The organism is Bradyrhizobium yuanmingense, from assembly GCF_029167105.1.
GTDB lineage: Bacteria > Pseudomonadota > Alphaproteobacteria > Rhizobiales > Xanthobacteraceae > Bradyrhizobium > Bradyrhizobium yuanmingense_A.
Genome location: NZ_JARFML010000017.1, coordinates 64,909 through 83,541, shown reverse-complemented (window position 1 = coordinate 83,541; position 18,633 = coordinate 64,909). Strand labels below are relative to the sequence as shown.

Here is an 18,633-nt window from a genome sequence, read left to right as displayed (position 1 = left end):
ACGCGCAGCCGCATCCCGCTACTTGCCATTCGATCGCAGAAGCGCCGGGCCGGCTTTGATCCGGATCAAATTGGGCGCCGACCGCCTCTGATCTGGCGCAAGGCGGTCCGGCTCGTTCTCGGCCAGAATGCACGGACATCGATGAGGTTCGCATGTCCAAGCCGATTCCCGACAAGGCAGAGGTCGCGCTCGAATATCCCGACAAGTTCTATGTCGGCACCTTCGAGCATTCGTCCCGCTTCGAGGCGAAGCTCGACGGCAGCGGCATTGCGCTGGTGCTGCAACATCCTGGCGCGGCCGATGAACGCAAGTCGGTGCATCTGCACATCAACTTCGGCCTGCTGGCCGGCATCCTGCGGGAGCTCGCCCGCAGCGTCGCCGCGCTGCCCAAGGACGACATCGCGCACCGCGAGCAGCTTGCAGAGGCTCTCGACGAATTGCGGCGGGCGCTCGGCGCAAAATGACGGGCTGATGCTTTTGGTCGCAGGCGCGGACTTGTGCACTGCCCCGGCATGCTCTCATCACTTCTGAAGGCCGCCTGATCCCTCGGAGCTGGCCGATCTGCCGTGGCGTCGCACAGGCGGAGAAACAGGACGAGCTGTACATTTTTTGTGCGAGCACTGTCGCGACTTTCATCTTGCCGCACGGAACGGGACTGTGTGAGCCTCGATGGCGGATGGGGACTGGGATGGACCGACCGTCGCTTTGCGCGCGAGAGCGCGTGCGAAGCGTTTCCGGCTGGTCTCGCTTGAGAAAGATTACGACATGCCAAAACGAGTGTTGCTTGGTCTCCTCCTGGCTTGCGGCCTTGCGGCCCCCGCGCTGGCGCAAGAGCCGAAGACGGGGGGTGTGATCAATGCCGTGATCCAGCCCGAGCCGCCCGGCCTGATGCTTGCGCAGGTCCAGAACGGCCCGACCCAGATGGTCTCGGGCAACATCTTCGAAGGCCTCTTGCGCTACAGCCCCAAGCTCGATCCCCTGCCGGAGCTCGCCGAGAGCTGGAGCGTCAGCGAGGACGCCAAGACCTACACCTTCAAGCTGAAGAAGGGCGTGACCTGGCACGACGGCAAGCCCTTCACCGCCGCCGACGTGCTGTTCTCGATCGAGATGCTGAAGCAGACCCATGCGCGTGCCCGCACCAATTTGGCGCAGGTCGACAAGGTCGAGACGCCGGACGATCATACGGTGGTCTTCACGCTGAAGCAGCCGTTCGGCCCGTTCCTCGGCATCTTCGAGGTCGGCTCGATGCCGATGGTGCCGAAGCATCTCTATGCAGGCACCGACTGGAAGACCAACCCCTACAACAACGCACCCATCGGCACCGGCCCATTCATGTTCAAGGAATGGCAGAAGGGCTCGTTCATCCGCCTGGTCAAGAATCCGAACTACCACGAAAAGGGTAAGCCCTATCTCGACGAGATTTACTGGCAGATCATCCCGGACGCCGCCGCGCGCTCGGTGGCTTACGAGACCGGCAAGGTCGACGTGCTGCCCGGCGGCTCGGTCGAGAATTTCGACGTGCCGCGGCTGTCCAAGCTGAAGGACACCTGCGTCACCGGCGCCGGCTGGGAATTCTTCTCGCCCCTGGCCTGGCTGTGGCTGAACAACCGCCAGGGTCCGCTCGCCGACAAGCGGGTGCGGCAGGCGATCATGTATGCGGTCGACCGCGACTTCGCCAAGGACGTGATCTGGAACGGGCTCGGCAAGGTCGCCACCGGCCCGTCGGCCTCGACCATCAAGTTCTACACCGATGACGTGAAGAAATACCCCTACGATCCGGCCAACGCCAAGGCACTGCTGAAGGAAGCCGGCTACAAGGGCGAGAAGATCCGCCTGCTGCCGCTCGCCTATGGCGAGACCTGGCAGCGCTGGGGTGAAGCCGTCAAGCAGAACCTCCAGGATGTCGGCATGACCATCGAGACGATCGCCACCGACGTCGCCGGCGGCAACCAGAAGATCGCCGAATGGGATTACGACATCGCCTTCACCTATCTCTACCAGTACGGCGACCCCGCGCTCGGAGTGGGACGCAACTACATCTCCAGCAACATCGCCAAGGGCCAGATGTTCAACAACGTCGAGGGCTATTCCAACCCGGAGATCGACAAGCTGTTCGCCGAGGGCGCGGTTGCAACGCCGGATTCCAAGCGCAAGGAGATCTACGAGAAGGCGCAGAAGATCCTGGTCGAGGACGTGCCGGTGGCCTGGATGCTCGAGCTGCAATTTCCGACCATCATGCGCTGCAAGGTCAAGAACCTGATCACCACGGGGATCGGGGTCAATGACGGCTTCAAGGACGCATGGCTCGACAAGTGAAGCCTCTTACCTCTCCCCGCCTGCGGGGAGAGGTCGAATGTGCGCATAGCGCACATTCGGGTGGGGGGGAGTCTCCACGAGTCCAACTGCTGATACGCTCGCGGAGAGTCCCCCTCACCCCGACCCTCTCCCCGCAAGCGGGGCGAGGGAGTCACTCCGTCCCCGTGGCGCCAGGCCACATCACCAATATGACTCCCTAGATGCTCTCCTTCGTTGCTCAGCGTGTTCTGAAGGGCGTGATCGTCCTGCTCGCGATCGTGGTCCTCAACTTCTTCCTGATCCGCCTGGCGCCCGGCGATCCCGCGATCGTGATGGCGGGCGAGGCCGGGGCCAGCGATCAGGTCTTCGTCAAGCAGCTCCGGGAGAAGTTCGGGCTCGACAAGCCGCTGCCCGAGCAGCTCTTCATCTACGTCAAGGGCGTCGTTAGCCTCGACCTCGGCTTTTCCTTCCGCCAGCAGGCTCCGGTCGCAAAACTAATCGGCGAGCGGTTGCCGGCGACGCTGTTGTTGACGCTCACCGCCTTCGCGATCTCGCTCACGTTCGGCATCCTGTTCGGCACCTTCGCCGCGCGCTTTGCCGGAACCTTTTTCGACACCGCCATCACCGTATTCGCGCTGATCTTCTATGCCATGCCGATCTTCTGGGTGGCGCTGATGGGCATCCTCCTGTTCTCGGTCACGATGGATTGGCTGCCGAGCTTCGGTTACGAGACGGTCGGGGCCAACCTCACCGGCCTTGCCCATGCGGTCGACGTCGCAGAGCACCTGATCATGCCGGCGATGACGCTCGGCCTGTTCTTCATGGCGACCTACACCCGCATGACGCGCGCCTCGATGCTGGAGGTGAAACGCCTCGACTTCGTCAAGACGGCGCGCGCCAAGGGGCTCTCCGACGCCGTGATCCAGCGCCGCCACGTGCTGCGCAACGCGCTGCTGCCGGTGGTGACGCTCGCCGGCGTGCATTCCGGCACGCTGATCGGCGGCGCCGTCATCACCGAGACCGTGTTCGCCTGGCCCGGCATCGGGCGGCTGATGTACGACGCGCTGCTGCAGCGGGACTACAATCTGCTGCTCGGCGTGTTCGTGATCTGCTCCGCCATGGTCCTCACCTTCAACCTCATCACCGACCTCGTCTATCGCCTGGTCGATCCGCGGATCGAATACGCCGCATGAAACAGTTCTGGAAATCGATGCTGAAGAGCCCGAGCGGCGTCATCGGGCTCGTCATCCTCCTGGTTGCAATCTCGGTCGCGGTGTTCGGACCGATGCTGTTCCCGAACTCGCCCTGGCGAATGGTGCAGCGGCCGTTCCTGCCGCCGTTCACACTCTCGACCGTGCCGCTCGGCACCGACGCGCTCGGCCGCGACATCTTCGCCGGCATGATCTTCGGCGCCCGCGTCTCGCTTCTGGTCGGTCTCGTCTCCACGCTGGCGGCGCTGATCGTGGGGGTGCCGGTCGGTGCCATGGCCGGTTATTTCGGCGGCAAGGTCGACGACGCCCTGATGCGCTTCACCGAGTTCTTCCAGACCATTCCGAGCTTCGCGCTCGCGATCGTGCTGGTCGCGATCCTGCAGCCCTCGATCTATTCGATCGTCGCCTCGATCGCGGTGGTGAGCTGGCCGCCGGTCGCTCGCCTCGTGCGCGGCGAGGTGCTGTCGCTGCGTACCCGCGAATATGTCCAGGCCGCCGTGGTCACCGGCCAAAGCAACAGCTGGATTATCCTGCGCGAGATCCTGCCCAACGCGTTGTCGCCCGTGATCGTGCTGGCCTCGTTGATGGTGGCGACCGCGATCCTGCTTGAATCCTCGCTGTCCTTCCTCGGCCTCGGCGATCCCAATCTGATCTCCTGGGGCTACATGGTCGGCGCCGGCCGCACCGTGATCCGGCAGGCCTGGTGGATCACCGTGTTTCCCGGCATCGCCATCCTGATCTCGGTGCTCGGGCTGAACCTGATCGGCGAAGGCCTCAACGATGCGCTCAATCCGCGCCTGTCGCGCGAGGGCCGCTGACGATGACCGCCCCGCCCGCCGTCTCCATCAGGAACTTGCGGATCGCGCTGCCCAAGGGCGCGGAGCGCCCCTTCGCGGTCGACGGCGTCTCGCTCGATCTGCAGCCCGGCAAGATCGTCTGCGTCGTCGGCGAGTCCGGCTCCGGCAAGTCGATGTGCGCGCATGCGCTGATGGGGCTTTTGCCGGATACGGTGTCGGTCACCTCCGGTGAAATCCAGTTCGAGGGCCGGGACCTGCTCAAGCTCGCTGACGACGGCTGGCGCGATCTGCGCGGCCGTCGGCTGGCGATGATCTTCCAGGAGCCGATGACCGCGCTCAATCCGTTGATGCGGATCGGCGACCAGATGGCGGAGATGTTCGAGGCGCACGGCCTGTTCACGCCGAAGGAGCGGCGGGCCAAGGCGCTGGCGCTGGCAAGCGAGGTCGGCCTGCCCGACCCTGAGCGCATCGTGCGCGCCTATCCGCACCAGCTCTCCGGCGGCCAGCGTCAGCGCGCCATGATCGCGATGGCGCTCGCGCTCGAGCCGGCGGTGCTGGTCGCGGACGAGCCGACCACCGCGCTCGACGTCACCACGCAGGCCCAGATCCTGAAGCTGATCCGCAACCTCCAGCAGAGCCGCAACATGGCGGTGATGTTCATCACGCATGATTTCGGCGTGGTCGCCGACATCGCCGACCAGGTCGTGGTGCTCCGCCACGGCAAGGTCGTCGAGGAAGGCCCCGCCACGGCCATCTTCAACGAGCCGCAGCACGACTACACCAAGGCATTGCTTGCCGCCGTGCCCTCGATGGATCCGCCGCCGCGAGAGCCAATGGACGATCGGGCCAAGGCCGTCGAGGTGATCGGGCTGGACAAGACCTACGTCACGTCGGGCGGCTGGTTCCGCCAGGCCCGCCGCGTCGATGCGGCGCGCGCGGTCAATTTCAACATCCTCAAGGGCGAGACGCTCGGCCTCGTCGGTGAATCCGGCTCGGGCAAGTCGTCGGTGGCGCGCCTGGTGATGCGGCTGATCGAAGCCGACCGCGGCACGGTGCGGATCGGCGAGACCGACCTGACCTCGCTTTCCGGCAAGGCGCTGCGCGGCGAGCGCCATCGCATCCAGATGATCTTCCAGGATCCGTTCGCCTCGCTCAATCCTCGCCGCAAGATCGGCCACATCATCGCGGACGGGCCGATCGCAGCCGGGACCGATCCGAAGGTGGCGTTCGACCGCGCGCGCGATCTCCTCAAGATGGTCGGGCTGGACGCCGGCGCGCTCGAGCGCTATCCGCACGAATTCTCCGGCGGCCAGCGCCAGCGCATCGGCATCGCCCGTGCGCTCGCGCTTGAGCCGGAGATCATCGTCGCGGATGAGGCCGTTTCCGCGCTCGACGTCTCGGTGCAGGCGCAGGTGCTGAAGCTGCTGGAAGATCTCAAGGTGCGCCTCGGCCTGTCGATGCTGTTCATCACCCACGATCTGCGCGTCGCGGCCCAGATCTGCGACCGCATCGCGGTGATGCAGCGCGGCGCCATCGTCGAGCTGAAGCCGACGGCGCAACTGTTCGCCGCGCCCGAGCACGCCTATACGCGCGAATTGCTCGCAGCCGTGCCCGGACGGAAGGAGCACGCGCCGGCGGCCTGAGGGGCCGGCCGGGCAAATTCGCCAACTTTCGAGATGGTTCCAAAAACTTGCACGCTGCAAGGAGCGAAACATATTCGATCCAGCAGCATTGCTTCGTGTGACCTTCCTTGCTGGCGGCAGCGAGCGGTCACGCGCTTTTTATCCGGTCGTGACCGACCCGCCGCTTCCAAGGTCGAAGACGGCACCATAGCTTCAGATGAAATGATCAACGTCATCTCATGACGGACTCACACTGATATTCGGAGCCAACATGGGCGAAGTTATTCGATTTGTCTCGAAGTCCGAGCGCGAGCGAACGCGTCTCATCCAGGAAGCGCGGGCGATCTACGACAGCATCTTCCCGCCGGTCGATCCGACGGACGAGGGCCAGGGAAAGCCGGCGATCGGTCGCCCGTTCATCGGCCGCGACGGAGGTAACGTATCGTGATCAAGATCATCGCCGTGCTTTGCAGCCTCGCCTCTCCCTCCAATTGTCACGAGCAGATCGTCACCACGTCGGACTTTGCGCAAATCTCGGTGCAGGCCTGCCTGATGGGCGCGCCGCAGCTTGCCGAATGGATGAACCAGCATCCGGCCGAGCGCCTGGCGGCCTGGCGCTGCGTGATCGGAGACCAGGGGCGCCGGGGAATCTAGCGGGGCGGATTCTCCTCCGACAAATTAAGGCGGCCCACAAATCACGCAGTGACGCCAGTCCATTGCCGGTCTACCCTCCCTGTTCGAAAAATGAGGGGAAGCCGGATGGAGGTCGCCAGCCTCGTTCTTCCCGTATTCGCGATCATCGTCACCGGCTGGCTCGCCGGCGAGTTCGGCTATCTCTCGCGCGGGCTGGCCGATGCCCTGGTGCATTTCGCCTACAACGTGGCGATGCCGGCGCTGTTGATCGTCACGATCGCCCAGGAGCCGGCGCGCAATCTCCTGGAATGGCGCTTTCTGCTCGCCTTCGGCGGCGGCTCGCTGATCTGCTTCGCGCTCGTGTTCGTGCCGGTCCGCGCAGGCGGCAAACACGACCTCGCCAGCAGCACCATTCACGGGATGGCGGCGGCGATGACCAACACCGGGTTCGTCGCGCTGCCGATCCTGCATGCGATCTACGGCCAACCCGCCGTCCTACCCGCAGCTGTCGCGACGGTGTTCGTGGCCGCGGTGATGTTTCCGATCACGGTGATTCTGCTGGAAAAGCGCGATGCACGCGGGGCCTCCGCACACTCTGCGGGATTGGCAAAGCAGATCCTTCTCAATCCGATGGTGCTGTCGACATTCGTCGGCCTCGCGTGGGCGGTTACGGGACTGCCGGTTCCGCCACCGGTCGCGGCCTATCTCAACATGATCGCCGACGCGCTGACGCCAAGCGCGCTGTTTGCCATCGGGCTCGGCCTGTCCGTCGAGGGCCTCCGGTCCAACCTGAAAGCGTCGTTTGCACTCGCGGCGGTGAAACTCGTGGTCATGCCGCTCATCGTCTACGGACTTTGCGTCGTGATCGGCCTCACCCCTCGCTACACGGTTGCGGCGGTCATCTGCGCGGCCGTGCCGACGGCGAAAACCGTCTACGTCCTCGCACATGAACACAAGGTCGAGGAGAAGCTGGTTGCGGCCACGGTCTCGATCACGACGATGCTGTCGGTCGCGACATTGCTCATCGCGCTTTATCTGCTCCCGGGATCGGCGAGCGGCATGCGTTGATCCGCCAGTGGCCTCCACCTTGCCGGAGCCCTCTATCTCGTGGTGTTGCTCCAGGTGGGAGCCGAGTTGGTCACGCCGACCGAAGGCCAATTGTATGATCCGATCGACGGCGCGGTGACAGTGCCGACCGTCTGTCCGGATGCCCCATAGGACGCCCTCGGCTGTGCTGCGGGCGCGCCGGCACCGCTATAGGTCGGCGCCACCACACCAGTGCTGTATTGCCGGCTCGACCGGACCTTTTTCGCCTCAGCTGCGAACGGTGCGGCAAGCAGTCCCGTGCTGACGAGCGCGGCGATGGCAAGTCTGATGGTTTTCATGGATGATCCTTTCGCACGCTGCGCGCCCCGATATGCCAAGTGTTCATGCATCGGCAAATTTCCATGGGTTCTCCCTTCATAACTCCGTGTGCGGACGAAGGTGCCGGGAGCGCGGCGGACCCACACCGTCTTCGGATGGACCCGAATCAGCGCTAGTGCATTGCTTTCAGTGACTTCCCTGGACGCAAGCATGACCGGCGCCGAACTGAAGCAGCTTCGCAACGACCTCTCCGATGCCCTCGAGCGCAAGCTCAGCGCGGCCGACATGGCCAAGCTTTGCGGATTGCCGGAGAGAGGCGGCGCCGACACCATCCGGCGCTGGGAGGTCAGCGGCCCGACGCCGGAGGCGACCAGGATACTGCGCGTGCTCGCGATGGCGAGCGAGCGCTATCCGATCCTGGAGAAGTTCGACATCTTCGATCGACACGACGTGCGTGAGGAAGACAGGCCGGCAAAGCGCGCCGCCTTTCGCGCGCAGATGCGCGACGAGGCACGGCGGCGTCTTGGTTAACGCAAGGCGCGCGCAAGTTACCGACAGAGTGCGCCGTTTAGCCTTCCTTCACCACTTCTTAAGTTGCCATTAAGCACGAAAATCATTTACGGCCCAACAAGTTACGTTAGCCGTCGCTGTGCCACGGATGTGACAGCATTTTCGTCAAAAGCGAGCTATCTGCAAAACCAATGCGGCGCAGAAAACGCGCCTGCCGGGGACCTTACGTGTTGGAGTTCAAGACGATGAAGAAGATTCTGTTTGCGACCGTGGCGCTGCTCGTGGTGGGCGCGGCTGCGCCGGCCGTCGGTGCCGATCTCGGCAACCGCAATTATTACAAGACGCCTGCGCCGGCCTACGCCGCGCCGATCTACAATTGGACGGGCTTCTATCTCGGCGCCCATGTCGGCGGCGCGTTCTCCAGCGACAACAATTTCAACGGCCTCTCCACCGGCAACAACGGCAACGGCCGCTTCCTCGGCGGCGTGCAGGTCGGTGCGGACTGGCAGTTCAACCCGAACTTCGTGGTCGGCGTCGAAGGCCAGTATTCCTGGCTCTCCGGCAGCGTCGGCGCGGTGTTCCCGGGCGGCATCGCCTACACCAACGACCAACGTGGCCTCGGCTCGATCACCGGCCGCGTCGGCTACACCTGGGGTCCCGGCCTGGTCTATGTGAAGGGCGGCTACGCCTATTCGGACAACAACGAGAAGGTCACCGTCGGCGGCGTGCCGACCGCCTTCGTCATCACCGGCGATCATCGCAACGGCTACACCGTCGGCGCCGGCCTCGAATACATGTTCGCCCCGAATTGGTCGGCCAAGGCCGAGTACCAGTATTACAATTTCGGCGACGCGAGCTTCACCGCCGGTCCGCTCGCGGGCACCGGCGCCTTCACCACCGACGACCATACCTTCAAGGCGGGCGTCAACTACCGCTTCAACTGGGCGAGCCCGGCCATGGCGCGCTACTGATCGGTTAGCAAACATTATCGTGATGAGGGGCCGGCGACACTGCCGGCCCCTCTTTTTTCGCTCTGCGGAACGCATGCAACCGATTGCAGCAATTGCGATTTTTTAACCGCCCTGGCCGATACTCCCCGCCACAAAACATAAGCAAGGGCGTGGGGGAATTTCGATGGCGATCCGTTTCAGTCTCGGCCGTTTCAAGCCGCGTTTCAAAATGCCGAAATGGGGCGTGCGCGGCAGCCTGTTCGCGGCCTTCATCTTGATCGCGGGCATGGGCCTCGTGATCGCGGCCGGCGCCGGCCTTGCGCTGCAGAATCTCGGCGGACGCATGACTGAACTGAGCGGACGGGACATTCCGCGCCTTTCCGCCAGCCTGCAATTGTCGGCGCTGAGTGCGAGCCTCGCGGCGCAGGGACCGGCCCTGCTTGCGGCGCAGAGCGACGACGCCCTGAACGACCGTACCAAGAAGCTCAGGGAATTGCAGGAGCAGACGCAGCAGAAGCTCAACGAGATCATCGAACTCGGTGGCGACAAGAGCGTCGTCTCGGGGCTCAGCGATACGATGAAGAGCATCAACGAGGCGGCTCAGAGCCTGACGAAGGCCGCCCGCGAACGGCTCGACATCGCGGCCCTGCACGAGAAGCAATATGACGCGCTTCGCACCGCGCAGGGCGCGTTCGTCGGCGCAGCGAGCCCGGCGATGCTGGACGCGCAGACCCGCGTCAACGCCATTCTCGGTTCAGCCGACCTGTCCGCCGCGGATGCGACCGACGCCGCGCAGACCGTCGGTCAGCTCGGCAACGTCGTCGCCAGCGGCAATCTCGCGGCCGCCAACATGAGCGCGGCGCTTTCGGCGAGCACCAATGACAAGCTCGACGACATCCAGAAGGAATTCAAGACGGCGCAGGGACGCCTGCGGTCGAACCTCGATCTGTTGCCGGACAATCAGGGCAACAAGATGCTGCGCGAGGCCGCGGAAAAGCTGCTCGCGCTCGGCACCGGCAAGACCGGGGTGTTCAATCTGCGCGAGAAGGAGCTCGACGCCATCGACTACGGCCAGACCATCCTGGACGAGACGCGCAAGCTCAATGTCGGCCTCGGCATCAGCGTGCAGCAGCTCGTCGACGGCGTGCAGAAGGAGACCAACGCCTCGACCCTCCAGGCGCGGCAGGAGATTTCACTCGCGACGTCGGTCATGCTGGCGCTGGGCGCGCTGATGCTGGTTGGCTCGGCTCTGTTCGTCTGGCTCTATGTCGGCCGCAACATCCTGCGCCGGATCGGCGCCTTGCAGCAGTCGATGCAGCTGCTCGCGAACGGGGATCTCGAAACCGAGATCTACCGCTCGAAGAACCACAATGACGAAATCTCCGTCATGGCGAACACGCTGCAGGTGTTCCGGGAGAGCATGATCGAGACCCGCGCGCTGACGAGCGAGCAGGACAAGGACCGTATCGCCAAGGCCGAGCGGGCCGCGCGCATGGAGGCGAAGATCGCCCAGTTCGAAAGCACGGTGCGCTCCGCGCTCGACAATCTGGCGCAATCAGCCAATTCGATGCAATCGACCGCGCAGAGCATGTCGAACACCGCCGACCAGTCCAACGCGCTGGTCAACGCGGTCGCCTCCGCCGCGGAGGAGACGTCGGTCAACGTGCAGACCGTCTCGGCCGGCACCGAGCAGCTGTCCTCCTCGATCCAGGAGATCAGCCGCCAGGTCGTGACCTCCGCCGAGATCGCCAAGAAGGCGGTCGACGAAGCGGGAGCGACCGACGCCACGGTGCAGAGCCTTGCCGACAGCGCGAGCCGCATCAGCGTCGTCGTCGACCTGATCCAGACCATCGCCTCGCAGACCAATCTGCTCGCGCTCAACGCCACCATCGAGGCGGCGCGCGCAGGCGAGGCCGGCCGCGGCTTCGCGGTGGTTGCCTCCGAGGTGAAGAGCCTAGCCAGCCAGACCGCCAAGGCGACCGACGAGATCCGCACCCAGATCGCCAGCATGCAGTCAGTCACGACCTCCGCGGTCGGCGCTATCCAGGGCATCGGCCGGATCATCGGCGAGATCAACGACGTCACCACGACGATCGCAGCTGCGGTCGAGGAGCAGGGCGCCGCGACGCGCGAAATCGCCCGCAACATCCAGCATGCCGCCGGCGGCACCAGCGAGGTCTCCAGCAACATCGTCGGCGTCTCCACCGCGTCCGCCGAAGCCGGCGCTGCGGCCACTGAGGTGCTGGGCGCCTCGGACGCACTGCGGCGCGAGGCCGATATGCTGCGCGGGGAGATCGACGCCTTCCTCAACGACATGCGGGCGGCGTAAGGGCCCTGTCCTGTAGCCTGGATGGAGCGGAGCGTAATCCGGGGACGTGCCGGAAGCACGGAAGTCCCGAATTGCGCTCCGCTCCATCCGGGTTACGGAAAACTGCCTCGGTATGACCGCCATGCGGTCGCCGCCCAGCATCCTTTTTCGGCTGGCGCCCTGCGCGCACTGGGTTTAAGCCGATGGCATGAGCTCGAAAACCGACACCCCGCAGTCCTCGGCCGAGGCCCTGCGCTACCCCTGGGAACAGCATCCCGGCCCCGAACAGGTGGTCGAGGTGCGGCCCGGCGTGTTGTGGGCGCGGCTGAAGCTGCCGTTCCGCCTCAACCACGTGAACATCTACCTGCTCGCCGATGGCGACGGCTATGCGATGATCGATGCCGGCTTCGGCAACGAGGAGACGATCGAGGCCTGGACGAAGCTGTTCGACGGGCCGCTGAAAGGCATCAACATCACGCGCCTGATCGTCACGCACTCCCACCCGGATCATGTCGGTCTCGCCGGTTGGATCGTCGAACGGTTCGGCTGCCCGCTGGTGATGTCGCAGGTCGAATATCTGCAATCGGTCTATCACCAGAACCGCGGCACCGAGGAGCGGCGCGAGGCGCAGCGGCTGTTCTTCCGCCGCCATGGCATGGACGAGTCGCTCACCGAAAAGCTGCTCGGTCGCGGCCAGGACTATCTGAAGCGCGTCTCGGTGCTGCCGCCGTCCTATCGCCGCATCTCGCATGGCGACGACGTCGTGATCGGCACGCGCCGCTTCAAGGTCATCACCGGCGGCGGCCACGCCCTCGACCAGGTGATGCTGTATTGTGCCGACGACAAACTGTTCCTCTCCGCCGACCAGGTGCTGAGCAAGATCTCGCCGAATGTCAGCGTCTGGGCGGTCGAGCCCGACCAGAATTCGCTCGGCGAATATCTGGCCTCGCTCGCCAGCCTCACGACGACGCTGCCCTATGACGTGCTGGTGCTGCCTGGCCATGGTGTGCCGTTCTACGGATTGAAAACCCGCATCAAGCAGCTCGCCGATCACCATGAAGAGCGCTGCCGATTGATCGCGGAAGCCTGCCGCGAGGTGCCGCAAACCTCGCGCGCCCTGGTGCCCGTCGTATTCAACAAGCACGTGCTGGACGAGCACCAGATGGGCTTTGCCGCCGGCGAGCTCGTCGCCCACGTCAACTACATGATCGTCGAGGGCCGCCTCACGCCCGAGATGCAGAACGGCGTGCTGCAGTTTCGGACGACGTGAGTTCTTCGCCTTTCCTCTGCGGGGAAAGGGAGCAGACCTCACTTCATATTCGCGATCGCGTGCAGCGCCACGATGTAGCCGAACGGCCCGAGCCCGCAGATCACGCCGGTCGCCACGAACGAGATCTTGGAGTGCCGGTGATATTCGTCACGGGCGTGGATGTTGGAGATGTGCACCTCCAGCACCGGACCCTCGAACGTCTTGATCGCGTCCATGATCGAGACCGAGGTGAAGGAGAGACCGGCCGGATTGATGACAATCGCGTCCGCGTCCTGCCGCGCCGACTGGATCAGATCGACCAGCACGCCCTTGGACTGGTGGAAGGCGAGCTTGAGGCCGAGCCTGGCGGCTGCGTCCTCGCAGCTCGCGTTGACCTCCGCGAGCGTCGTCGCGCCGTAGATGTGCGGCTCGCGGATGCCGAGCATGTTGAGGTTGGGACCGTTGAGGATCATCACGCGCTTCATGGAAGGGTCCTTTCGAGAGCCTGGTTGAGCAAGGAAAGCGCGCGCCGGACTGAAGACCATAGGCTGGGGTTGAAGCCTCGCCCCAGCAGATGGTGCAGAGCAGCATTACATGTCGCGCAGGATTGATCGGGATCAAACTGAGACGCGCCGGATAGGGCATTTTGCCCAAATGCCCCACAGATCCAAATGTGGGATAGCGCATAGACATTGGAGCTGGAAAAGCTCTAAGTAGACGCGTCCCCTTGGTCAGGTTCCGTTGCAGGTTTGCCGATGGATTACGCCCAATTCTTCGATTCCGCCCTCGATCGTCTCCACACCGAGCGGCGTTATCGCGTGTTCGCCGACCTCGAACGCACGGCCGGCCGGTTCCCGCATGCGGTCTGGCACTCGCCCAAGGGCAAGCGCGATGTCGTGATCTGGTGCTCCAACGACTATCTCGGCATGGGCCAGCATCCGAAGGTGGTCGGCGCCATGGTCGAGACTGCCACGCGCGTCGGCACCGGCGCCGGCGGCACCCGCAACATCGCCGGCACGCATCATCCGCTGGTGCAGCTCGAAGCCGAGCTCGCCGATCTCCACCGCAAGGAAGCCGCGCTGCTGTTCACCTCGGGCTATGTCTCGAACCAGACTGGCATCCCGACCATCGCAAAGCTCATTCCGAACTGCCTGATCCTGTCGGACGAGCTCAACCACAATTCGATGATCGAGGGCATCCGCCAGTCCGGCTGCGAGCGGATCGTATTCCGCCACAACGACGTTGCGCATCTCGAAGAGCTGTTGAAAGCGGCCGGCCCCGATCGGCCGAAGCTGATCGTCTGCGAGAGTCTCTATTCCATGGACGGCGATGTCGCGCCGCTCGCCAGGATCTGCGATCTCGCCGAGAAATATGGCGCGATGACCTATGTCGACGAAGTCCACGCCGTCGGCATGTACGGCCCGCGCGGCGGCGGCATCGCCGAGCGCGACGGCGTGATGCATCGCATCGACATTCTCGAGGGCACGCTGGCCAAGGCGTTCGGCTGTCTCGGCGGCTACATCGCCGCCAACGGCCAGATCATCGACGCCGTGCGCTCCTATGCGCCGGGCTTCATCTTCACCACCGCGCTGCCGCCGGCGGTCTGCTCGGCCGCAACCGCCGCAATCAGGCACCTGAAGACGTCGAGCTGGGAGCGCGAGCGCCACCAGGACCGTGCCGCCCGCGTCAAGGCGATCCTCAATGCCGCCGGCCTGCCTGTGATGTCGAGCGACACCCACATCGTACCGCTGTTCGTCGGCGATCCCGAGAAGTGCAAGCAGGCCTCCGACCTGCTGCTCGAACAGCACGGGATCTACATCCAGCCGATCAACTATCCGACCGTCGCCAAGGGCACCGAGCGCCTGCGCATCACGCCCTCTCCCTATCACGACGACGGCCTGATCGATCAGCTCGCCGAAGCGCTGCTGCAAGTGTGGGACCGCCTCGGCCTGCCGCTGCGCGCGAAGTCGCTGGCCGCGGAGTAGGCCTCTTTTACCCTCCCCTGGAGGGCCCCTCCAGGGAGGGCAAGAGCGGGCGGACAGCTCGCCTCACCGCTTAACGACGCCTGCAGTTCCTGCCGCCACCCGGCATTTCGCTGTCGCCTGCACTCGCTCAACGCGCTAGGTTTACAGGGAAAATGAGCTCGGGCGCCGCCGGCGCCCAGGGAGAGAGCCCCCGACCCATGCTGCACGATTGGGGCGTGATCGCCGCCGCCTTCGGCTATATCGGCTTCCTGTTCCTGGTGGCGAGCCACGGCGACCGCCGCTCGCCGGCCGGGCGCGGCCGCGCCTCCGGGCTGATCTATCCGCTGTCGCTGGCGATCTACTGCACGTCCTGGACCTTCTTCGGGTCGGTCGGCTTCGCCACCCGCACCTCGACCGATTTCCTCGCGATCTATGTCGGCCCGATCCTGATGATCGGCCTAGGGGCCGGGGTGCTCCGACGCGTGATCCAGCTGGCGAAAGCCCACAACATCACTTCGATCGCCGACTTCATCGGGGCCCGCTACGGCAAGAGTCAGGCGGTGGCGGCGACCGTCGCCGCAATCGCGATCATCGGCTCGGTGCCCTATATCGCGCTCCAGCTCAAGGCGGTGGCTTCCTCGCTGGGCACAATCCTAAGCGAAGACCAGGCCTTCTCGCACATCCCGATCCTGGGCGACATGGCGCTGATGGTGACGCTGACGATGGCGGCCTTCGCTGTGCTGTTCGGCACGCGACAGACCGACGCGACCGAGCACCAGCACGGCCTGATGCTGGCGATCGCGACCGAATCCATCATCAAGCTGGTCGCCTTCCTGGCTGCCGGCATCTTCGTCACCTTCTGGATGTTCTCGCCGCATGAATTGATCGAGCGCGCGATGAGGACGCCGGAAGCGGTGCGCGCCATCAATTATTCGCCGTCGATCGGCAACTTCCTGACCATGACGTTGCTGTCGCTCTGCGCGATCATGCTGCTGCCGCGCCAGTTTCACGTCAGCGTGGTGGAGAATTCCTCGGATGCCGAGGTCGGCCGCGCGCGCTGGTTGTTTCCGCTCTACCTCGTCGCCATCAACCTGTTCGTGATCCCGATCGCGCTCGCCGGCCTCGTGACCTTCCCGTTCGGCACGGCCGACCCTGATATGTACGTGCTGGCCCTGCCGATCGAGAGCGGCGCGAACCTGCTCAGCGTCGCCGTCTTCGTCGGCGGGCTGTCGGCGGCGACCGCCATGGTGATCGTCGAATGCGTCGCGCTCTCCATCATGGTCTCGAACGACCTCGTGGTGCCGCTGGTGCTGAAACGTCGGCCGGAGGGGCGCGCCGGCGGGGCTGATTTCAGCAACTTCCTGCTGCGCTCGCGCCGGCTCGCGATCTTCGCCATCATGGTGATGGCCTATTTCTACTATCGCGCGCTCGGCAGCACCCAGCTCGCGGCGATCGGCCTGCTCTCCTTTGCCGCCATCGCCCAGCTCGCCCCGAGCTTCTTCGGCGGCCTACTCTGGCGGCGCGCGACCGCGCGCGGGGCGATCGGCGGCATGCTGGTCGGGTTTGCGGTGTGGCTCTACACGCTGTTCATGCCGAGCTTCATGGATTCCTCGACGTCAGGCATCCTGCTGCTGCAGCACGGCCCGTTCGGCATCGAGGCGCTGCGGCCGCAGGCACTGTTCGGCGCCGACCTGCCGCCTCTGATGCACGGCGTGATCTGGTCGCTGTCGCTCAACATCCTGACCTATGTGCTGCTGTCGCTGGCGCGCCGGCCGTCTTCCATTGAGCTGCTGCAGGCCGATCTGTTCGTGCCCGACACGCTCGCACCGATCTCCCCGAGCTTCCGCCGCTGGCGCACCACAGTCACCGTGCAGGACATCCAGACCACGGTGGCGCAGTATCTCGGGCCCGACCGCGCACGGCACTCCTTCGAAGCCTTCTCGGCGCGGCGCAACGTGCGGCTGGAGCCCGGTGCGCCCGCCGATTTCGAGCTGCTGCAACACGCCGAGCATCTGATTGCCTCCTCGATCGGCGCGGCCTCCTCCCGCCTCGTGATGTCGCTGCTGCTGCGCAAGCGGACGGTCTCCGCCAAGGCCGCGCTGAAGCTGCTCGACGATTCTCACGCCGCGCTGCATTTCAACCGAGAGATCCTGCAGACCGCGCTCAACCATGTGCGCCAGGGCATCGCCGTGTTCGACGCCGATCTGCAACTGATCTGCTCCAACCGCCAGTTCGGCGACCTCCTCAATGTACCGCTGCATTTGATCCAGTTCGGCACGCCCTTGCGCGAGATCCTGGAATTCATCGGCCTCGGCGATCCGAACGATCCGCTCGAGCGCGAGGCCCTGCTGGAACGGCGCCTTGCGGCCTACACCACCGACAGCGAGCCTTATCTCGAGCGCCTGCCGGAACGCCACATGGTGATCGAAGTGCTCACCAACCGCATGCCCGGCGGCGGCTTCGTCATCACCTTCACCGACGTCACGCCGACCTTCGAAGCCGCCGAAGCGCTGGAGCGCGCCAATGCGACGCTGGAAAAGCGCGTGCGCGACCGCACCGAGGAGCTGACGCGGCTGAACTCCGAGCTGGCCATCGCCAAGAGCGCGGCGGAGGACGCCAGCATCTCCAAGACGCGTTTCCTCGCCGCCGCCAGCCACGACATCCTGCAGCCGCTGAACGCGGCGCGGCTCTACGTCACGAGCCTCGTCGAGCGCCAGCACAATGGCGAGGAGACGCGGCTGGTCGAGAACATCGACGAATCGCTGCAGGCGATCGAAGAGATCCTCGGCGCGCTGCTCGACATCTCCAGGCTCGACGCCGGCGCGATGGCGACCTCGATCTCGAGCTTCAAGATGGCCGATCTGATGCGGTCGCTGGAAATCGAGTTCGCGCCGATCGCGCGCGCCAAGGGCCTGGAGCTCGCCTTCGTGCCCTGCTCGCTGCCGGTCGAGTCGGATCGGCTCCTGCTGCGGCGCCTGCTCCAGAACCTGATCTCGAACGCGATCAAGTATACCCCGCGCGGCCGCGTGCTGGTCGGCTGCCGCCGCCGCGGCGCCTCGCTCAAGATCTGCGTCTACGACACCGGCGTCGGTATCCCCGCGCTCAAGCGCGGCGAGATCTTCAAGGAATTCCATCGCCTGGAGCAGGGGGCGCGGATCGCGCGCGGTCTGGGCCTTGGGCTCTCGATCGTGGAACGCCTTGCCCGCGTGCTCAAGCACGGCATCGCCATCGACGGCAATCGAAGCGGCGGCTCGGTGTTCTCGGTGACCGTGCCGACAGCGAAGGCGGTCACCCACACCGCGGCCGTGACCAGCGCGACGCCGCTGGCGCGCACACCGATCTCGGGCGCGCTGATCGTCTGCATCGAGAACGATGCGGCGATCCTCGACGGCATGCGCACGCTGCTCAAGGCCTGGGACGCCGAGGTGATCGCGGTCGCCGATCCCGAAGGCGCGATAGCTGCGATCGAAACCGCCGGCCGCCGCGTCACCGGCCTTCTGGTCGATTATCACCTCGATCGCGGCAATGGCATAGCCGCCATCCGCGAGATCCGCCGCCGTTTCGGCGATACCATCCCTGCGATCCTGATCACCGCCGATCGCAGCCCGGCCGTGCAGGTCGCCGCGCGTGACGAGAAGATCGCGGTGCTCAACAAGCCGGTGAAGCCGGCCTCGCTGCGCGCCCTGCTCGGGCAATGGCGTACGCAACAGATGGTCGCCGCGGAATAGG

At 65.0% G+C, this 18,633-nt stretch carries 16 protein-coding genes; 14 read left to right on the top strand and 2 right to left on the bottom strand.

From position 1 onward, the window contains the following. Positions 1-152 precede the first annotated feature (152 nt). From P0R31_RS22515 to P0R31_RS22480, 8 genes are all read left to right on the top strand, one after another. A complete protein-coding gene (locus tag P0R31_RS22515; RefSeq protein WP_275516352.1) occupies positions 153-464 on the top strand; it encodes a hypothetical protein in 312 nt (103 codons plus the stop codon). A 301-nt stretch (positions 465-765) separates the two neighbouring features. Beyond that, positions 766-2,316, top strand: a complete 1,551-nt coding sequence (locus P0R31_RS22510) for an ABC transporter substrate-binding protein (protein WP_275516350.1) — start codon at positions 766-768, stop codon at positions 2,314-2,316. A gap of 200 nt (positions 2,317-2,516) precedes the next feature. After that, positions 2,517-3,488, top strand: a complete 972-nt coding sequence (locus P0R31_RS22505) for an ABC transporter permease (RefSeq protein ID WP_275516348.1) — start codon at positions 2,517-2,519, stop codon at positions 3,486-3,488. Next, positions 3,485-4,324, top strand: a complete 840-nt coding sequence (locus P0R31_RS22500; RefSeq protein ID WP_275516346.1) for an ABC transporter permease — start codon at positions 3,485-3,487, stop codon at positions 4,322-4,324. The genes P0R31_RS22505 and P0R31_RS22500 overlap by 4 nt, the downstream gene beginning before the upstream one ends. Positions 4,325-4,326: 2 nt before the next feature. Beyond that, entirely contained in the window at positions 4,327-5,946 is a 1,620-nt protein-coding gene (locus P0R31_RS22495) for an ABC transporter ATP-binding protein (RefSeq protein WP_275516345.1), read from the top strand. Positions 5,947-6,196: 250 nt separating this feature from the next. Continuing rightward, the gene (locus P0R31_RS22490) at positions 6,197-6,373 is read left to right on the top strand and encodes a hypothetical protein (RefSeq protein ID WP_197424428.1); all 177 of its coding nucleotides are present in this window, start codon (positions 6,197-6,199) and stop codon (positions 6,371-6,373) included. Then, positions 6,370-6,579, top strand: coding sequence for a hypothetical protein (locus P0R31_RS22485; RefSeq protein WP_035996696.1), 210 nt, complete (start codon positions 6,370-6,372; stop codon positions 6,577-6,579). Before P0R31_RS22490 ends, P0R31_RS22485 begins: the two co-directional genes overlap by 4 nt. Positions 6,580-6,684: 105 nt before the next feature. After that, positions 6,685-7,626 carry an AEC family transporter gene (locus tag P0R31_RS22480; RefSeq protein WP_275516343.1) on the top strand — a complete coding sequence of 314 codons (942 nt, stop codon included), beginning with the start codon at positions 6,685-6,687 and terminating at the stop codon, positions 7,624-7,626. A 32-nt stretch (positions 7,627-7,658) separates the two neighbouring features. Here the strand turns inward: P0R31_RS22480 and P0R31_RS22475 are convergent, their stop codons facing one another. Next, positions 7,659-7,943 carry a hypothetical protein gene (locus P0R31_RS22475; protein WP_275516341.1) on the bottom strand — a complete coding sequence of 95 codons (285 nt, stop codon included), beginning with the start codon at positions 7,941-7,943 and terminating at the stop codon, positions 7,659-7,661. 190 nt (positions 7,944-8,133) lie between these two features. Between P0R31_RS22475 and P0R31_RS22470 the strand changes: the two genes are divergently transcribed. From P0R31_RS22470 to P0R31_RS22455, 4 genes are all read left to right on the top strand, one after another. After that, a complete protein-coding gene (locus P0R31_RS22470; RefSeq protein WP_275516339.1) occupies positions 8,134-8,454 on the top strand; it encodes a hypothetical protein in 321 nt (106 codons plus the stop codon). Positions 8,455-8,678: 224 nt separating this feature from the next. After that, the gene (locus P0R31_RS22465; RefSeq protein WP_275516338.1) at positions 8,679-9,404 is read left to right on the top strand and encodes an outer membrane protein; all 726 of its coding nucleotides are present in this window, start codon (positions 8,679-8,681) and stop codon (positions 9,402-9,404) included. Between the two features lie 163 nt (positions 9,405-9,567). After that, positions 9,568-11,712 carry a methyl-accepting chemotaxis protein gene (locus P0R31_RS22460; RefSeq protein WP_275516336.1) on the top strand — a complete coding sequence of 715 codons (2,145 nt, stop codon included), beginning with the start codon at positions 9,568-9,570 and terminating at the stop codon, positions 11,710-11,712. Positions 11,713-11,899: 187 nt separating this feature from the next. Continuing rightward, the gene (locus P0R31_RS22455) at positions 11,900-12,961 is read left to right on the top strand and encodes an MBL fold metallo-hydrolase (RefSeq protein WP_275516335.1); all 1,062 of its coding nucleotides are present in this window, start codon (positions 11,900-11,902) and stop codon (positions 12,959-12,961) included. 38 nt (positions 12,962-12,999) lie between these two features. Here P0R31_RS22455 and P0R31_RS22450 read toward each other — a convergent pair whose 3' ends face one another. Further along, positions 13,000-13,425, bottom strand: a complete 426-nt coding sequence (locus tag P0R31_RS22450) for a type II 3-dehydroquinate dehydratase (RefSeq protein WP_275516334.1) — start codon at positions 13,423-13,425, stop codon at positions 13,000-13,002. Between the two features lie 270 nt (positions 13,426-13,695). Between P0R31_RS22450 and hemA the strand changes: the two genes are divergently transcribed. Beyond that, positions 13,696-14,925, top strand: coding sequence for a 5-aminolevulinate synthase (gene hemA, locus P0R31_RS22445; protein WP_275516333.1), 1,230 nt, complete (start codon positions 13,696-13,698; stop codon positions 14,923-14,925). 197 nt (positions 14,926-15,122) lie between these two features. Continuing rightward, positions 15,123-18,632 carry a PAS domain-containing hybrid sensor histidine kinase/response regulator gene (locus tag P0R31_RS22440; protein WP_275516332.1) on the top strand — a complete coding sequence of 1,170 codons (3,510 nt, stop codon included), beginning with the start codon at positions 15,123-15,125 and terminating at the stop codon, positions 18,630-18,632. Position 18,633 lies beyond the last annotated feature (1 nt).